The sequence below is a fragment of the Pseudomonas sp. HS6-2 genome (assembly GCF_049325675.2).
Taxonomy (GTDB): Bacteria; Pseudomonadota; Gammaproteobacteria; order Pseudomonadales; family Pseudomonadaceae; genus Aquipseudomonas; species Aquipseudomonas putida_N.
In genome coordinates this window covers 2,070,741-2,086,179 of the sequence record NZ_CM143906.1, presented here as the reverse complement: position 1 = coordinate 2,086,179, position 15,439 = coordinate 2,070,741, and the positions used below count along the sequence as shown (strand labels likewise).

13 protein-coding genes are annotated in these 15,439 nt (G+C 62.3%); 10 read left to right on the top strand and 3 right to left on the bottom strand.

Going from position 1 to position 15,439, the window contains the following annotated elements:
• Positions 1 to 4: 4 nt before the first annotated feature.
• Positions 5 to 1,387, bottom strand: coding sequence for an amino acid permease (locus ACOKS3_RS09695; RefSeq protein WP_103446715.1), 1,383 nt, complete (start codon positions 1,385 to 1,387; stop codon positions 5 to 7).
• Positions 1,388 to 1,654: 267 nt separating this feature from the next.
• Between ACOKS3_RS09695 and gcvA the strand changes: the two genes are divergently transcribed.
• Both gcvA and ACOKS3_RS09685 read left to right on the top strand, forming a co-directional pair.
• Positions 1,655 to 2,554 (top strand): transcriptional regulator GcvA, encoded by a 900-nt coding sequence (gcvA, locus tag ACOKS3_RS09690; protein ID WP_422764623.1) that lies wholly within the window; start codon positions 1,655 to 1,657, stop codon positions 2,552 to 2,554.
• A gap of 102 nt (positions 2,555 to 2,656) precedes the next feature.
• Complete coding sequence (locus tag ACOKS3_RS09685) at positions 2,657 to 3,907, top strand: 2-aminoadipate transaminase (RefSeq protein ID WP_103446713.1); 1,251 nt, start codon at positions 2,657 to 2,659, stop codon at positions 3,905 to 3,907.
• Between the two features lie 3 nt (positions 3,908 to 3,910).
• On the opposite strand, the gene ACOKS3_RS09680 is transcribed toward ACOKS3_RS09685, so the two are convergent.
• On the bottom strand, positions 3,911 to 4,213 hold the full coding sequence (locus ACOKS3_RS09680) for a hypothetical protein (protein WP_054884890.1): 303 nt from the start codon (positions 4,211 to 4,213) through the stop codon (positions 3,911 to 3,913).
• A 131-nt stretch (positions 4,214 to 4,344) separates the two neighbouring features.
• Between ACOKS3_RS09680 and ACOKS3_RS09675 the strand changes: the two genes are divergently transcribed.
• Together ACOKS3_RS09675 and fusA are read left to right on the top strand one after the other, a co-directional pair.
• On the top strand, positions 4,345 to 4,770 hold the full coding sequence (locus ACOKS3_RS09675) for a hypothetical protein (RefSeq protein ID WP_103446712.1): 426 nt from the start codon (positions 4,345 to 4,347) through the stop codon (positions 4,768 to 4,770).
• Positions 4,771 to 4,843: 73 nt separating this feature from the next.
• Positions 4,844 to 6,955 (top strand): elongation factor G, encoded by a 2,112-nt coding sequence (fusA, locus tag ACOKS3_RS09670; protein ID WP_422764622.1) that lies wholly within the window; start codon positions 4,844 to 4,846, stop codon positions 6,953 to 6,955.
• 113 nt (positions 6,956 to 7,068) lie between these two features.
• Here the strand turns inward: fusA and ACOKS3_RS09665 are convergent, their stop codons facing one another.
• Positions 7,069 to 8,511 carry a SulP family inorganic anion transporter gene (locus ACOKS3_RS09665; RefSeq protein WP_422764621.1) on the bottom strand — a complete coding sequence of 481 codons (1,443 nt, stop codon included), beginning with the start codon at positions 8,509 to 8,511 and terminating at the stop codon, positions 7,069 to 7,071.
• A gap of 222 nt (positions 8,512 to 8,733) precedes the next feature.
• On the opposite strand from ACOKS3_RS09665, the gene ACOKS3_RS09660 reads away from it, so the two are divergent.
• The 6 genes from ACOKS3_RS09660 to nuoC all read left to right on the top strand — a co-directional run bounded on the left by ACOKS3_RS09660 (position 8,734) and on the right by nuoC (position 15,437).
• Entirely contained in the window at positions 8,734 to 9,468 is a 735-nt protein-coding gene (locus ACOKS3_RS09660; RefSeq protein ID WP_103448228.1) for a secretin N-terminal domain-containing protein, read from the top strand.
• 490 nt (positions 9,469 to 9,958) lie between these two features.
• Positions 9,959 to 11,284 carry an isocitrate lyase gene (gene aceA, locus ACOKS3_RS09655; protein WP_054913919.1) on the top strand — a complete coding sequence of 442 codons (1,326 nt, stop codon included), beginning with the start codon at positions 9,959 to 9,961 and terminating at the stop codon, positions 11,282 to 11,284.
• A gap of 147 nt (positions 11,285 to 11,431) precedes the next feature.
• Complete coding sequence (locus ACOKS3_RS09650) at positions 11,432 to 12,094, top strand: lysoplasmalogenase (protein WP_422764620.1); 663 nt, start codon at positions 11,432 to 11,434, stop codon at positions 12,092 to 12,094.
• 380 nt (positions 12,095 to 12,474) lie between these two features.
• Positions 12,475 to 12,888, top strand: coding sequence for an NADH-quinone oxidoreductase subunit A (locus tag ACOKS3_RS09645; protein ID WP_011534614.1), 414 nt, complete (start codon positions 12,475 to 12,477; stop codon positions 12,886 to 12,888).
• A gap of 10 nt (positions 12,889 to 12,898) precedes the next feature.
• Entirely contained in the window at positions 12,899 to 13,576 is a 678-nt protein-coding gene (locus ACOKS3_RS09640) for a NuoB/complex I 20 kDa subunit family protein (protein ID WP_029614113.1), read from the top strand.
• 79 nt (positions 13,577 to 13,655) lie between these two features.
• Complete coding sequence (gene nuoC, locus ACOKS3_RS09635) at positions 13,656 to 15,437, top strand: NADH-quinone oxidoreductase subunit C/D (RefSeq protein WP_027920599.1); 1,782 nt, start codon at positions 13,656 to 13,658, stop codon at positions 15,435 to 15,437.
• Positions 15,438 to 15,439 lie beyond the last annotated feature (2 nt).

Genomic DNA, 15,439 nt, shown 5'->3' with positions numbered 1-15,439 from the left:
AACCTCAAGCCGGCTGGGCAACAGCCTTGCCGCCCTTCTGGGTCAGCGACACCAACAGGATGAACAGGGTCACGCCCGCAGTCATCAGCGTCTCGTAGCGGTAGGCATCGCTGAACAGCATGTAACCCAGGACCATGACGATGGTGCCGATCACCAGCCAGGTCAGCCACGGGAACAGCCACATCTTCAGCTCCAGCGGCCGCCCTTCACGCTCGGCACGGGCCCGCATGCGCAGTTGCGACACGGCGATCACCAGGTACACCAGCAAGGCGATGGCTCCAGTGGTGGACAGCAGGAAACCGAAGACCTTGCCCGGCAGTACATAGTTGACGAAGCAACCGACGAAGCCTGCCAGCGTCGAGAGGATCACCGCCACGGTCGGCACGCCAGCACCGGAAATGCGCTTGGTCATGCTCAGCGCCTGGCCACGGGCACCCAGCGAATAGAGCATCCGCGAAGCGGTGTACAGGCCGGAGTTCATGCAGCTGGTCACGGCCACCAGCACCACCAGGTCGACCAGCAACTTGGCACCCGGCACGTTGAGCACTTCCAGCACGCGCTGGAACGAGCCTACCGCTTTCAGGCTTGGGTCATTCCAGGCCACCAGCGACACCACCAGGAAGATCGACGCCAGGTAGAAGATCGCGATGCGGTACACCACAAGGTTGGTGGCACGGCGGATCTTGTCTTTCGGGTTGGCGGTCTCGTCGGCGGCGATGGTGACGATCTCCGCGCCGAAGAACGAGAAGATGGTGATCAGCACGCCACCGAGCACGGTGCCGAAACCGTTGGGCATGAACCCGCCGTTGTCCCACAGGCGGCTGATGCCGGACACCTCAGCCAGCGGCCAGAAGCCGAACACGGCCAGGCTGCAGACGCCGATGAAGGCGATGATCGCGACCACCTTGACCAGCGCGAACCAGTATTCGAACGCACCGAAGTTCTTCACGCTGACCAGGTTGCTGCCCGACAGCACGACCATGATCAGGAAGGCGAACAGCCAGGATGGCACGCCCGGGAAGTAGGCATGCAGGATGTCCGCGCCGGCGATGGCCTCGACGGGAATGATCAGCACCCAGAACCACCAGTACAGCCAGCCGATGGTGAAGCCTGCCCAGGGGCCGATGGCCTCCGAGGCGTAGGTGGAGAACGAGCCGCTGTTGGGGTTGGCGATGGCCATTTCGCCCAGCATGCGCATCACCAGCAGCACCAGCAGGCCGGTCATGGCGTAGGAGATGAGGATGGCCGGGCCCGCCGTCGCGATGGCGTTGGAAGAACCGATGAACAGGCCGGCACCGATGATGCCGGCAATGGAAATCATGGACACCTGACGCGAGGTCAGGCCGTGCTGCAAGGAACGCTGTTTGTTGTTGTGTAGCGAAGCCATGAAGAACCCTCGAATGGGTCGGCCGGCGTGCGGCTTGAGTGCTGTCGTCGGCTGAAAAGTTGGAGCAGAAGTCGGGTAGGTCGTATTGCTCGTTGTTGTTGTTTTATGTCTCCGGTCGCGCCCTTACCTCCTCTTCGCCGTACCGGTTGTAATCGTTGATCGAGGTCAGTATTAATCTATAGGCCGAGGTCAACAAACGACCTTTTCGAAGCACATGATTCCAATACGGAATGAACTTCATCCTTTTTTGCTCGGTACGCGCCTGCCATGTCCAAACGCCTGATGCCCTCGACCACCGCCCTGCAGTGCTTCGAAGCCGCCGCCCGGCACCTGAGCTTCACCCGTGCGGCACAGGAGCTGCACCTGACCCAGAGCGCCGTCAGCAAGCAGGTCGCGCAGCTCGAGGACATGCTGTCGCACTCGCTGTTCCAGCGCATCCGCCGGCGCCTGCACCTGACCCCGGCCGGCGCGCTGTACCTCACCGAAGTGAACAAGATCCTCACCCAGATCGACATCTCCAGCCGCTACATCCTGAGCTACGGTGACGAGACCGAGGTGCTGCGCATCGCCACCCAGCCAACCTTCGGCGCGCGCTGGCTGGTGCCCAGGCTCAAGGGCTTCGGCGACCGCCACCCGCGCATCCACCTGGACATCCGCAACGAGCTGGAGCCGTTCGACCTGGTGCAGGCCAAGGCCGATATTGCCTTCTTCTTCGGCCAGGGCACCTGGCCGGGGGCCACCTGCATCGAGCTGTTCAGCGAGGAGGTGGTGCCGGTGTGCGCACCCGAGCTGCTGGCCCGGCACCGCTTCGACAGCGCCGAAGCGCTCACCGAACACCGGCTGCTGCAATGCGCATCACGGCCGGAGGCCTGGCATGAGTGGTTTTTGGGGTTGGGCTTGCACAGCCAGAACAGCTACCACGGGCCGCGCTTCGACACGTTCTACCTGTGCATCCGCGCAGCCATCGCCGGCTGCGGCATTGCCCTGATTCCGCGGTACCTGGTGGCTGAAGAACTGAGCGAAGGCAAGCTGGTTGTGGCCTGGGACCACCCGGTGGCGAGCAATGGCCGGCATTTCATCGCCCACGCCGAACACGCCGCCGAAGTGCCCAAGGTCAAGGCCTTCGTGCAGTGGATTCGTGAGCGGGTGGCTGAGGGTGATCGGTGAAGTTTGCGAATCCAAGGAATGACCGCAATCGAATAATTCGTTTGCGGAATAATACTGCGGCGCGCTTGGATATTAAGAAACTCGAACAAGGTCCGCGCGCCCATGAATCTGGAAAGTATCAGCCAATCCATTGCCATCGTTCATCCGATCACACTTTCCCATGGCCGTAATGCCGAAGTCTGGGATACCGACGGCAAACGTTACATCGACTTTGTCGGCGGTATCGGCGTGCTCAACCTGGGCCACTGCAATCCGGCCGTGGTCGAGGCGATCCAGGCCCAGGCCAGCCGCCTGACCCACTATGCATTCAACGCTGCGCCCCATGGCCCGTACCTGGAATTGATGGAGCGCCTGCGCCAATTTGTCCCGGTCAGCTACCCGCTGGCCGGCATGCTCACCAACAGTGGCGCAGAAGCGGCGGAAAACGCCCTGAAAGTTGCCCGCGCCGCCACTGGCAAACGCGCCATCATCGCCTTCGACGGCGGCTTCCACGGCCGCACCCTGGCCACCCTGAACCTCAACGGCAAGGTCGCGCCCTACAAGCAGCGGGTCGGCGAACTGCCGGGGCCGGTGTACCACCTGCCCTACCCTAGCGCCGATACCGGCGTGACTTGCGAGCAGGCGCTCATGGCCATGGACCGCCTGTTCAGCGTCGAGTTGGCGGTGGAGGACGTGGCGGCGTTCATCTTCGAGCCGGTACAAGGCGAAGGCGGCTTCCTCGCCCTTGACCCAGAGTTTGCCCAGGCGCTGCGGCGCTTTTGCGACGAGCGCGGGATCCTGATCATCATCGACGAGATCCAGTCCGGCTTCGGCCGTACCGGCCAGCGCTTCGCCTTCCCGCGCTTAGGGCTTGAACCGGACCTGCTGCTGCTGGCCAAGAGCATCGCCGGCGGCATGCCGCTGGGCGCAGTGGTCGGGCGTCAGGACCTGATGGCGGCACTGCCCAAGGGCGGTCTGGGGGGCACCTATTCGGGCAACCCGATCGCCTGCGCGGCGGCGCTGGCGAGCCTGGCACAGATGACCGACGAGAACGTCGCTACCTGGGGTGAGCGCCAGGAACAGGCGATCGTTGGCCGCCACGCCCGCTGGAAGGCCTCGAAGCTGAGCCCTTACATCGGCCGCCTGACCGGTACCGGCGCCATGCGCGGCATCGAGTTCGTCAATGCCGACGGCAGCCCAGCGCCAGCCCAGCTGGCCAAGGTGATGGAAACGGCGCGGGCCAAGGGACTGCTGCTGATGCCCAGCGGCAAGGCGCGGCACATCATTCGCCTGCTGGCACCCCTGACCATCGAGGCCGAGGTGCTCGAGGAAGGGCTGGATATCCTCGAGCAGTGCCTGGCTGAACTGAGCTGAGCCTTACAGGCCCAGTTCTTCAGGGGTGAGCATGTCGGACTCAAAGGCGATCCAGCCGCCTTCGAGTTCGGCGTGGCCGTTGACGATCGGGCCGTAGTAGGTCAGGCCGTTCTCCAAGGTCACGCAGATGTGCGTGGCGGTTTTCTCGGGGGCCGCGAGGGTACCGACAAAATGCACCTTCTTCAGGGTTTCGGTCACCGCTTCCAGACCGACGCGCATGCCCGGGTTTTCCGAGGCTTCTGTGTCACCGCCGCGGTCTTCGGCGCTGATGGTGACGGTGGCGGTGTATGGGTACTTGGTGCTCAAGCGGGGTTACCTCAAAAGGGTGTCTGGGTAGATGGGCGCGTAGAGTACGCGGAAGAGGCCAGGCCTGCAAAAGCTGCCCCGATCTGTTAGGGTGCCCGCCGATGCACGCCACACCACACGAGGACACCTGAGTGAGCGCCGAAGAACCCCTGATCGCCGACCTGTTCGAGGTCGACAAACGCCTGACCCTCAAGCCCGTCGTGGATTTCAACAACTACCTGCGCAACGCCTTTGGCGAAGGCCCGTGCCGCTGCCACCGCTGCGCTGAAGGCAGCGACGAAAGCACCTACAGCCACGCACACAACTTCACCTTCGAAGGCCGCCCGTGGCACCGCCGCTTCGCCAGCACCGCCGGCAGCGACGTCGCCCAGGTGCTGAAAAAGGCCTGGCTGTCGTACACCAAGGCCGACCTCAGCCTGATCGGTGCCCTGGACCTCACCACCCTCAAGACCTTCACCGAAGGCGCCCTGCACCAACGCCTGCTGGCCCTGCTGCCAGCCAGCGGCCTGGCCCGCGAAATCGATGGCCAATGGATGCTGCAAGCCCAGGCCGACTGACGGCCCGGCGGTCAGGCAGGATTCCTCCGCTCTGCTACCGTGGGGGAATCCGCCCATCCGCAGGTAGTCCGCCATGGCCCGTACAACGCCCATCGAGCTGTACCGCAATATCGGCATCGTCGCCCACGTGGACGCTGGCAAGACCACGACCACCGAGCGCATCCTGTTCTACACCGGGGTCAACCACAAGATGGGCGAGGTGCACGATGGCGCCGCGACCATGGACTGGATGGCCCAGGAGCAGGAACGCGGCATCACCATCACTTCGGCGGCGACCACGGCCTTCTGGCAAGGCTCGACCAAACAGTTCGAGCACAAGTACCGCTTCAACATCATCGACACCCCCGGCCACGTCGATTTCACCATCGAGGTGGAGCGCTCGCTGCGCGTGCTCGATGGCGCGGTGGTGGTGTTCAGCGGCGCCGACGGCGTCGAGCCGCAATCGGAGACGGTCTGGCGCCAGGCCAACAAGTACCATGTGCCGCGCCTGGCCTACATCAACAAGATGGACCGCCAGGGCGCCGACTTCCTGAGGGTGGTCAAACAGATCGACCAGCGCCTGGGCCACCACCCGGTGCCGATCCAGCTGGCCATCGGCAGCGAGGAGAACTTCATCGGCCAGATCGATTTGGTGAAGATGAAGGCGATCTACTGGAACGACAACGACCAGGGCACCAGCTACCGCGAAGAAGCCATTCCCGCCGAGCTGCAGGCGCTGGCCGACGAATGGCGAGCACATATGATCGAGGCTGCCGCCGAAGCCAATGATGAGCTGACCATGAAGTTTCTCGAAGGCGAGGAGCTGAGCGTCGATGAAATCAAGGCTGCCTTGCGCCAGCGCACCATCGCCAATGAAATTGTCCCGACCATTCTCGGCTCGTCGTTCAAGAACAAGGGCGTGCCGCTGATGCTCGACGCGGTGATCGACTACCTGCCCGCGCCTTCGGAAATCCCGGCGATCAAGGGTACCGACCCGGACGACGAAGAAAAGCACCTGGAGCGTCACGCCGACGATAAAGAGCCCTTCTCTGCCCTGGCCTTCAAGATCGCCACCGACCCCTTCGTCGGCACCCTGACCTTTGCCCGGGTGTATTCCGGCGTGCTCAGTTCAGGCAACGCCGTGCTCAATTCGGTAAAAGGCAAGAAGGAACGCATCGGCCGCATGGTGCAGATGCACGCCAACCAGCGCGCCGAGATCAAGGACGTGTGTGCCGGTGACATTGCCGCGCTGATCGGCATGAAGGACGTCACCACCGGCGACACCTTGTGCGACATGGACAAGCCGATCATCCTCGAACGCATGGACTTCCCCGACCCAGTGATCTCGGTGGCGGTGGAACCGAAGACCAAGGGCGACCAGGAGAAGATGGGTATCGCTCTGGGCAAGCTGGCCCAGGAAGACCCGTCGTTCCGCGTGCGCACCGATGAAGAAACCGGCCAGACCATCATCTCCGGCATGGGCGAACTGCACCTGGACATCATCGTCGACCGCATGAAACGCGAGTTCAACGTCGACGCCAACATCGGCAAGCCGCAGGTGGCCTACCGCGAAAAGATCCGCAATACCTGCGAAATCGAAGGCCGCTTCGTTCGCCAGTCCGGCGGGCGCGGCCAGTATGGCCACTGCTGGATCCGTTTCGCCCCCGGCGATGAAGGCAAGGAAGGCCTTGAGTTCATCAACGAGATCGTCGGCGGCGTGGTGCCACGCGAGTACATCCCGGCGATCCAGAAAGGCATCGAAGAGCAGATGAAGAACGGCGTACTGGCCGGTTACCCGCTGATCAACCTGAAGGCGGCGGTGTTCGACGGCTCGTACCACGACGTCGACTCCAACGAGATGGCTTACAAGATCGCAGCCTCCATGGCCACCAAGCAGCTGTCGCAGAAAGGCGGCGCAGTGTTGCTGGAGCCGGTGATGAAGGTCGAGGTGGTGACGCCGGAGGAGTATCAGGGCGATATCCTCGGCGACTTGAGCCGGCGTCGGGGGATGATTCAGGATGGCGACGAGACTCCGGCGGGCAAGGTGATTCGCGCCGAGGTACCGTTGGGCGAGATGTTCGGCTATGCCACTTCGATGCGCTCGATGACCCAGGGGCGGGCGAGTTTTTCGATGGAGTTCACCCGCTATGCCGAGGCACCGGCGAGCATTGCCGATGCCATCGTCAAGAAGAACCGCGGGGAGTAAGCATTTTTCCTGTACCGGCCTCTTCGCGGGACAAGCCCGCTCCTACAGGTATTGCGTCGCCTTATAGGAGCGGGCTTGTCCCGCGAAGAGGCCGGTACAGGCAGCAACCACCTTCAGTGCTGCTCGCCAGCCCGCTTCAGCAGCTTCTTGCAGCGCTCCGACAGATGCACCACCCGCAGGTGCTTGCCGGCCTTGGCATAACGCTCACGCAGAGTCTTCAACGCCGCAATCGCCGAATAATCGACAAAGCTCAGGTGCTGGCAATCGAGGGTGACCTTGGCCGGGTCATTGGCGGGGTCGAACTGGTTGAGAAACGGCGTGGTAGAGGCAAAGAACAGCGTGCCATGCACCTGGTAATGCTTGCCCCCTTCCCCGTCCTCGTGGCTGTCGGCATACAGCTCGCGGGCGTGCTGCCAGGCAAAGTTCACTGCCGCGATGACGATGCCGAACAGCACCGCCATAGCCAGGTCAGTGAACACCGTCACCACGGTCACCGCGATGATCGCCAGCACATCGCTCACCGGCACCTTGTGCAGCACCCGCAGCGAGGCCCAGGCAAAGGTCTGCTGGGCCACCACAAACATCACCCCGACCAGCGCCGCCAGTGGAATGCGCTCGATCAGCGGCGACAGGAACAGCACGAACAGCAGGATCATCACCCCGGCCGCCACGCCCGACAACCGACCACGGCCGTTGGAGCTGAGGTTGATCACGGTCTGGCCGATCATCGCGCAGCCACCCATGCCACCGCACAGGCCGGAGACCATGTTGGCCGCACCCAAGGCCACGCATTCGCGGTCCGGGTAGCCACGGCTCTCGGTGATTTCATCGGTCAGGTTAAGGGTCAGCAGGGTTTCCAGCAGACCGACCATGGCCATCAGCACCGCGTAAGGGGCGATGATCTTCAGGGTTTCCAGGTTCCACGGCACCTGCGGCAGGGCCAGCTGCGGCAGGCCACCGGCGATGTGCGCCAAGTCGCCGAGGGTGCGCGTCGGCAGGTCAAGCAGGTACACCGCCACGCCAACCCCGAGGATCGCCACCAGTGCCGGCGGCACCGCACGGGTCAGCTTCGGCAGCACGTAGACCACCAGCATGGTCAGCGCCACCAGGCCGATCATCAGGTACAGCGGTGCGCCGCTGAGCCAGTGCTCACCGTCCTTGAAGTGCTCGAGCTGGGCCATGGCGATGACGATCGCCAGCCCGTTGACGAAGCCGAGCATCACCGGGTACGGCACCAGCCGCACCAGCTTGCCCAGGCGCAGCAGGCCGAACAGGATCATCACCACCCCACCCAGCAGCACCGTGGCCAGCAGGTATTGCACACCGTGCTGCACCACCAGCGCGACGATCACCACCGCCATGGAGCCTGCGGCACCGGAGATCATCCCCGGACGGCCGCCGAACAACGCCGTCAGGGTGCAGATGATGAAGGCGCCATACAGGCCCATCAAAGGGTTGAGGTGGGCTACCAGGGCGAAGGCGATGCACTCGGGCACCAGGGCGAACGAAGTGGTCAGGCCGGCGAGCAGGTCGGCGCGTAGTCGGGCGGGTTTCATGGGCATCCTGTGGTGCGGTCCGGGCGGACGGTACGGAAAAACAAGGGGCGCGATGTTACGGAATTTGTCTGACAGCGGCCACCGCGAGCCCCGGCTTTTATCCTCAAATATCCGTCGGACTATAATTTATAGTTCGCCGGATAATTGAGGATAAAGGCCGTAGCACGACAAACTCCTGACAAATTTGCCATCATGTTGATTCCACCTGCGGAGATCATGGACATGCCGCTACGCCCCCTCATCACTGCCCTGTTGCTGGCCGCCAGCCTCACCGCCCAGGCCGCCACCGAGGTGGTGCCCCTGCAGCATCGCAGCAGCGCCGAACTGCTGCCTGCCGCCCAGGCCTTGATCGGCCGCGACGGCACGGTCAGCGCCTTCGAGAACAAGCTGATCGTCAATGCCAGCCCCGAACGCATCGACGACCTGCGCGCCCTGCTGCAACAGCTGGACACAGCCCCCAAACGCCTGCTGATCAGCGTCGACAACAATGACAGCAACTATCAGGACAACCGCGGCAATGGCCAGGTCATCCGCTACGGCACCAGCAACCGCAACGGCGGTTTGCAGCAAATCCAGGCCAGCGAAGGCCAACCCGCGCTGATCCAGATTGGCCAGAGCATCCCGATCACCAGCACCAGCACCGACGGCTACGGGCGCATCCAGAGCAACACCGAATACCGCAATGTGACCCAGGGTTTCTACGTCACGCCGAGCCTGAGCGGCGATACGGTTCGTCTGCAAATAAGCACCAATGATGACCGAATGAGCCAGGAACGTGCCGATGTAGTGAAAGTGCAAAGTACCGACACGACAATCAGCGGGAGGCTCGGCGAGTGGATCACTCTGGCCGGCTACAACCAGCAGAGCCAAGCCGATCGCAACCCGTCAAGCCGCACTTACAGCACGCAACGGGGTGAAAACATGACTTTGCGCGTCAAAGTCGACCTTCTGGACTGAACCCAGGCAATTCAAGGCCTCGACCAAAGGCCTTGAAACTGACCGCCAGGTCGCACTAGACCAAAGATGTAGTAAGTAGAAAAAAGCACTACAAAACCGTTGACAGGGTCTTTTTCCCAAAGGCATGATGGCCTCGCTCCCGCTAATCAGGGGCCCTGGCAAGGGCCTTCGAGGCGTACTCCTGCCACCCCTGGAGGCACCTCGTGTCTATACGGCCCACAAGGCGGTTCGACGGGATTGCGACTGCAACGAAGAAGTTGTCCCGAGGGACGGAAGCGAATCACCGCAGTAATGGCAATCGCGTAGCACCGCAGCAAGGCAACCACGAGCCGACCTGCCGGAGCACACCTGCGCCTGACCTGCACCTCCTTCCCCTTCGAGCCTTCGCGTTCGCCGCCGCACTCCTCCGGACAGGACAGCCGCCAGGTCCCTGATCAGCCCCGAGCATCAGCACAATTAACCCAAGATCGATGCGACGAGGTTTATTTCCATGGCACTGACACGCGAACAGCAAATTGCAGCCCTCGAGAAAGACTGGGCCGAGAACCCGCGCTGGAAAGGCGTGACCCGTACCTACACCGCCGCCGATGTCGTTCGCCTGCGTGGCTCCGTGCAACCTGAGCACACCTTTGCCCGCCAGGGTGCAGAAAAACTGTGGAAGCTGGTCACCGAAGGTGCCCACCCATCCTTCCGCCCAGAAAAAGATTTCGTCAACTGCATGGGCGCCCTGACCGGCGGCCAGGCAGTGCAGCAGGTCAAGGCCGGCATCCAGGCCATCTACCTGTCTGGCTGGCAGGTTGCCGCCGACAACAACTCGGCCGAGTCCATGTACCCTGACCAGTCGCTGTACCCGGTCGACTCGGTACCGACCGTGGTCAAGCGCATCAACAACGCGTTCCGCCGCGCCGACCAGATCCAGTGGAAAGCCGGCAAGAACCCCGGTGACGACGGCTACATCGACTACTTCGCGCCGATCGTGGCCGACGCCGAAGCCGGTTTCGGCGGCGTGCTGAACGCCTACGAACTGATGAAGAACATGATCGAAGCGGGCGCCGCCGGCGTGCACTTCGAAGACCAGCTGGCCTCGGTGAAAAAATGCGGCCACATGGGTGGCAAGGTATTGGTACCGACCCAGGAAGCCGTACAGAAGCTGGTGGCTGCGCGCCTGGCTGCCGACGTATCGGGCGTGCCGACCATCATCCTGGCCCGTACCGACGCCAACGCCGCCGACCTGCTGACCAGCGACTGCGACCCGTACGACCAGCCATTCGTGATCGGCGAGCGTACCCGTGAAGGCTTCTACAAGGTGCGTGCCGGCCTCGACCAGGCCATCGCCCGTGGCCTGGCCTACGCCCCATACGCCGACCTGATCTGGTGCGAGACCGCCAAGCCGGACCTGGACGAAGCCCGTCGCTTCGCCGAAGCCATCAAGAAGGAATATCCGGACCAGATCCTGTCCTACAACTGCTCGCCTTCCTTCAACTGGAAGAAGAACCTGGACGACGCGACCATCGCCAAATTCCAGCGCGAGCTGTCGGCCATGGGCTACAAGCACCAGTTCATCACCCTGGCAGGTATCCACAACATGTGGCACGGCATGTTCAACCTGGCGCACGACTACGCCCGCAACGACATGACTGCCTACGTGAAGCTGCAGGAGCAGGAATTCGCCGACGCCAGCAAGGGCTACACCTTCGTGGCGCACCAGCAGGAAGTCGGCACCGGCTACTTCGACGACATGACCACCGTGATCCAGGGTGGCGCTTCGTCGGTGACTGCACTGACCGGTTCGACCGAGGAAGAGCAGTTCCACTGATAGTGGGTTACTGACAGAGGCCCGTGGCTTGCGAAAGCCCCGGGCCTTTCTTTTATCTGTACCGGCCTCTTCGCAGGGCAAATACAGGCCGACGCAAAACCCAGGATCAGAGCTATGCTTGTGGCAGCCCAGCAGCAAGGCCCGCCCATGCCCCGTCCAAGCCACCTGATGATGCTCGCCCTGGCCGCCGCCGCCCTCTATCTATATGCAGTGGCCAGCGACAACGCGCTGCTCGGCCTGTTGGCCAAGCCCATCCCGGTCATGACATTGATGGCCTGGCTATACACCGCCCCCGTGACACCCTATCGCCGCTGGATCACCATCGGCCTGGCGTTCTCGGTACTGGGCGACATCCTCCTGGCCATCCCAGCCGACCTCTTCGTGTTCGGCCTGGCCGCGTTCCTTTGCGCCCACCTGGCCTACCTGCGTGCCTATTGCGGCAAGACCATCCGCCCCGCCCTGCCCGCACTGCTATTGAGCGCCATCACCGGCATCACCCTGTTCAGCGTGCTGGCCAACCACGGCCTTGGCCCGCTGCTGGCCCCGGTCGCGCTTTACGCACTGGCCATCAGCGCCATGCTCTGGCGCTCGCTGGCCTGCGGCGGTGTTGCCGCATTGGGCGCCTGCCTGTTCGTTTTCTCCGACAGCCTGATCGGCATCGACCGTTTCGTCAGCCCGTTCGCTGCCGCGCCGTACCTGATCATCCTCGCCTACTGGCTTGGCCAGTGGGCCATCGCTTCGTCAGTCCGTCATGCCCCAACCGATAAAGTATTGACCCAGAGCGGTGCGCGCGGCATCGGAAGCTGCTAGAACACGAGTCTTTCGCATTTACAAGTAGGGGGATCTGCAGATGAACTTTACAAGGTGCAGAAAAGCCCAATTAGATGGGATCAGGTCAAATGCTATTAATTATCATTACTAAAATTGTAATTCGTTACCACTGGCAAGAAACATAATTAACAAAACCGCATGCAATGCCCGAATCTCAAGGCTTTCAGCCAGTTAGGCGCGGGTTTTGTTCTAAATCCTACGAATAAATTTGCAACGGAAATTTTACTTGCATCGGGTTTACCCATAAAATCAGCCCGATTGATTCAGCTGCGACATTTGGTCACTGCACCTGCGACACCACGTCGCCGCTCTACTTATTTCAGACTGCAGAGCTGGGTCTCTGTATAAGGATCTCTAGCATGTCCGATTCGGCAGGACTCATCGCCCACAACTGGGGCTTTGCCATCTTCCTTTTGGGTGTCGTCGGCCTGTGTGCCTTCATGCTCGGTCTCTCCAGCCTGCTCGGTAGCAAGGCCTGGGGCCGCGCCAAGAACGAACCCTTCGAATCCGGCATGCTGCCCGTCGGCAGCGCCCGCCTGCGCCTGTCCGCCAAATTCTATCTGGTCGCGATGCTGTTCGTGATCTTCGATATCGAAGCCCTCTTCCTGTATGCATGGTCTGTGTCCGTCCGCGAAAGCGGCTGGACCGGATTCGTCGAAGCACTCGTTTTCATAGCAATTCTGTTGGCTGGTCTTGTCTACCTATGGCGCGTCGGAGCTCTTGACTGGGCACCCGAAGGTCGCCGCAAGCGGCAAGCGAAGCTGAAACAATGAGGCTTTGGCAATGCAATACAATCTCACCAGAATCGATCCGGATGCGCCCAACGAGCAATACCCGGTAGGTGATCGGGAAACCGTCACCGACCAGCTGCTCGAGGACCAGGTCCACAAGAACATCTACATGGGGAAACTCGAAGATGTACTGCGTGGCGCGGTCAACTGGGGTCGCAAGAACTCCCTCTGGCCGTATAACTTCGGCCTGTCCTGCTGCTACGTGGAAATGACCACGGCCTTCACGGCGCCCCACGACATCGCCCGCTTCGGCGCCGAAGTCATCCGGGCATCGCCGCGTCAGGCCGACTTCATGGTCATCGCCGGTACCTGCTTCGTCAAAATGGCGCCGATCATCCAGCGCCTGTACGAGCAGATGCTCGAGCCGAAGTGGGTCATCTCCATGGGTTCGTGCGCCAACTCCGGTGGCATGTACGACATCTACTCGGTCGTTCAGGGGGTCGACAAGTTCCTCCCCGTGGACGTCTACGTGCCTGGCTGCCCGCCACGCCCTGAGGCTTTCCTGCAAGGCTTGATGCTGCTGCAGGAGTCGATCGGCCAAGAACGACGCCCGCTTTCCTGGGTGGTTGGTGATCAAGGCATCTACCGTGCCGAGATGCCAGCCCAGAAAGACCTGCGTCGCGAACAGCGCATTGCGGTAACCAACCTGCGCAGCCCCGACGAAGTCTGATCCAGCGACCTGCCGCCAGCTCCCAATGGAGCCGGCGGCCTGGCTTCATTCTTAACGCTGACCCAAAGCGACCGAGACCATGACAGCGGACAACGCTATTTTCATTCCGCCCTACAAGGCTGACGACCAGGATGTGGTCGTCGAACTGCACAACCGTTTTGGCGCCGACGCATTCGTCGCCCAGGAAACCCGCACCGGCATGCCCGTGCTGTGGGTCAAGCGCGCCCAGCTCAAGGAAGTGCTCAGCTTCCTGCGCGGCGTGGCCAAACCGTACAGCATGCTGTACGACCTGCACGGCGTCGACGAGCGCCTGCGCACCCAGCGCCGCGGCCTGCCAGCTGCCGATTTCAGCGTCTTCTACCACTTGCTGTCGGTCGAACGTAACAGCGATGTGATGATCAAGGTGTCGCTCAGCGAAGGCGACCTGAACCTGCCGACCGTGACCGGCATCTGGCCAAACGCCAACTGGTACGAGCGGGAAGTCTGGGACATGTTCGGCATCGACTTTGCCGGCCACCCGCACCTGAGCCGCATCATGATGCCGCCGACCTGGGAAGGTCACCCGCTGCGCAAGGACTACCCGGCCCGTGCCACCGAGTTCGATCCCTACAGCCTGACCCTGGCCAAGCAGCAGCTTGAAGAGGAGTCGGCGCGCTTCAACCCGGAAGCCTGGGGCATGAAGCGTCAGGGCGCCAACGAGGACTACATGTTCCTCAACCTCGGCCCGAACCACCCTTCGGCCCACGGTGCCTTCCGTATCGTCCTGCAGCTGGACGGTGAAGAGATCGTCGACTGCGTACCGGACATCGGCTACCACCACCGTGGTGCCGAAAAAATGGCCGAGCGCCAGTCCTGGCACAGCTTCATCCCCTACACCGACCGTATCGACTACCTCGGCGGGGTGATGAACAACCTGCCGTACGTGCTCGCGGTCGAGAAGCTGGCTGGCATCCAGGTGCCGCAGAAGGTCGACGTGATTCGCATCATGCTGGCCGAGTTCTTCCGTATCACCAGCCACCTGCTGTTCCTGGGCACCTACATCCAGGACGTCGGCGCCATGACCCCGGTATTCTTCACCTTCACCGACCGCCAGCGCGCCTACACCGTGATTGAAGCGATCACCGGTTTCCGCCTGCACCCGGCCTGGTACCGCATCGGTGGCGTCGCCCACGACCTGCCGCGCGGTTGGGACAAGCTGGTCAAGGACTTCGTCGAATGGCTGCCCAAGCGCCTCGACGAATACACCAAGGCCGCCCTGCAGAACAGCATCCTCAAGGGCCGTACCATTGGCGTTGCCGCGTACAACACCAAGGAAGCCCTGGAGTGGGGTACCACCGGTGCCGGCCTGCGTGCCACCGGTTGCGACTTCGACCTGCGTAAAGCGCGCCCCTATTCCGGCTACGAGAACTTCGAGTTCGAAGTGCCGCTGGCCCACAACGGCGATGCCTACGATCGCTGCATGGTCCGTGTCGAGGAGATGCGCCAGAGTATCCGCATCATCGACCAGTGCCTGCGCAACATGCCGGAAGGCCCGTACAAGGCGGACCACCCGCTGACCACGCCGCCGCCGAAAGAGCGCACCCTGCAGCACATCGAGACCCTGATCACGCACTTCCTGCAAGTCTCGTGGGGCCCGGTCATGCCGGCCAACGAGTCATTCCAGATGATCGAGGCGACCAAGGGCATCAACAGTTACTACCTGACGAGCGATGGCGGCACCATGAGCTACCGCACCCGGATCCGTACCCCGAGCTACCCGCACCTGCAGCAGATCCCTTCGGTGATCAAAGGCAGCATGGTCGCCGACCTCATTGCGTACCTGGGCAGTATCGACTTCGTTATGGCTGACGTGGACCGCTAAGC

What these genes read in the sequence shown, in the direction of transcription:
- ACOKS3_RS09660 (WP_103448228.1), top strand. Translation starts at nt 8,734, where the DNA reads ATGCCGCTACGCCCCCTCATCACTGCCCTGTTGCTGGCCGCCAGCCTC.
- ACOKS3_RS09645 (WP_011534614.1), top strand. Translation starts at nt 12,475, where the DNA reads ATGTCCGATTCGGCAGGACTCATCGCCCACAACTGGGGCTTTGCCATC.
- ACOKS3_RS09695 (WP_103446715.1), bottom strand. Translation starts at nt 1,387, where the DNA reads ATGGCTTCGCTACACAACAACAAACAGCGTTCCTTGCAGCACGGCCTG.
- ACOKS3_RS09665 (WP_422764621.1), bottom strand. Translation starts at nt 8,511, where the DNA reads ATGAAACCCGCCCGACTACGCGCCGACCTGCTCGCCGGCCTGACCACT.
- nuoC (WP_027920599.1), top strand. Translation starts at nt 13,656, where the DNA reads ATGACAGCGGACAACGCTATTTTCATTCCGCCCTACAAGGCTGACGAC.
- aceA (WP_054913919.1), top strand. Translation starts at nt 9,959, where the DNA reads ATGGCACTGACACGCGAACAGCAAATTGCAGCCCTCGAGAAAGACTGG.
- gcvA (WP_422764623.1), top strand. Translation starts at nt 1,655, where the DNA reads ATGTCCAAACGCCTGATGCCCTCGACCACCGCCCTGCAGTGCTTCGAA.
- ACOKS3_RS09640 (WP_029614113.1), top strand. Translation starts at nt 12,899, where the DNA reads ATGCAATACAATCTCACCAGAATCGATCCGGATGCGCCCAACGAGCAA.
- ACOKS3_RS09650 (WP_422764620.1), top strand. Translation starts at nt 11,432, where the DNA reads ATGCCCCGTCCAAGCCACCTGATGATGCTCGCCCTGGCCGCCGCCGCC.
- ACOKS3_RS09685 (WP_103446713.1), top strand. Translation starts at nt 2,657, where the DNA reads ATGAATCTGGAAAGTATCAGCCAATCCATTGCCATCGTTCATCCGATC.
- fusA (WP_422764622.1), top strand. Translation starts at nt 4,844, where the DNA reads ATGGCCCGTACAACGCCCATCGAGCTGTACCGCAATATCGGCATCGTC.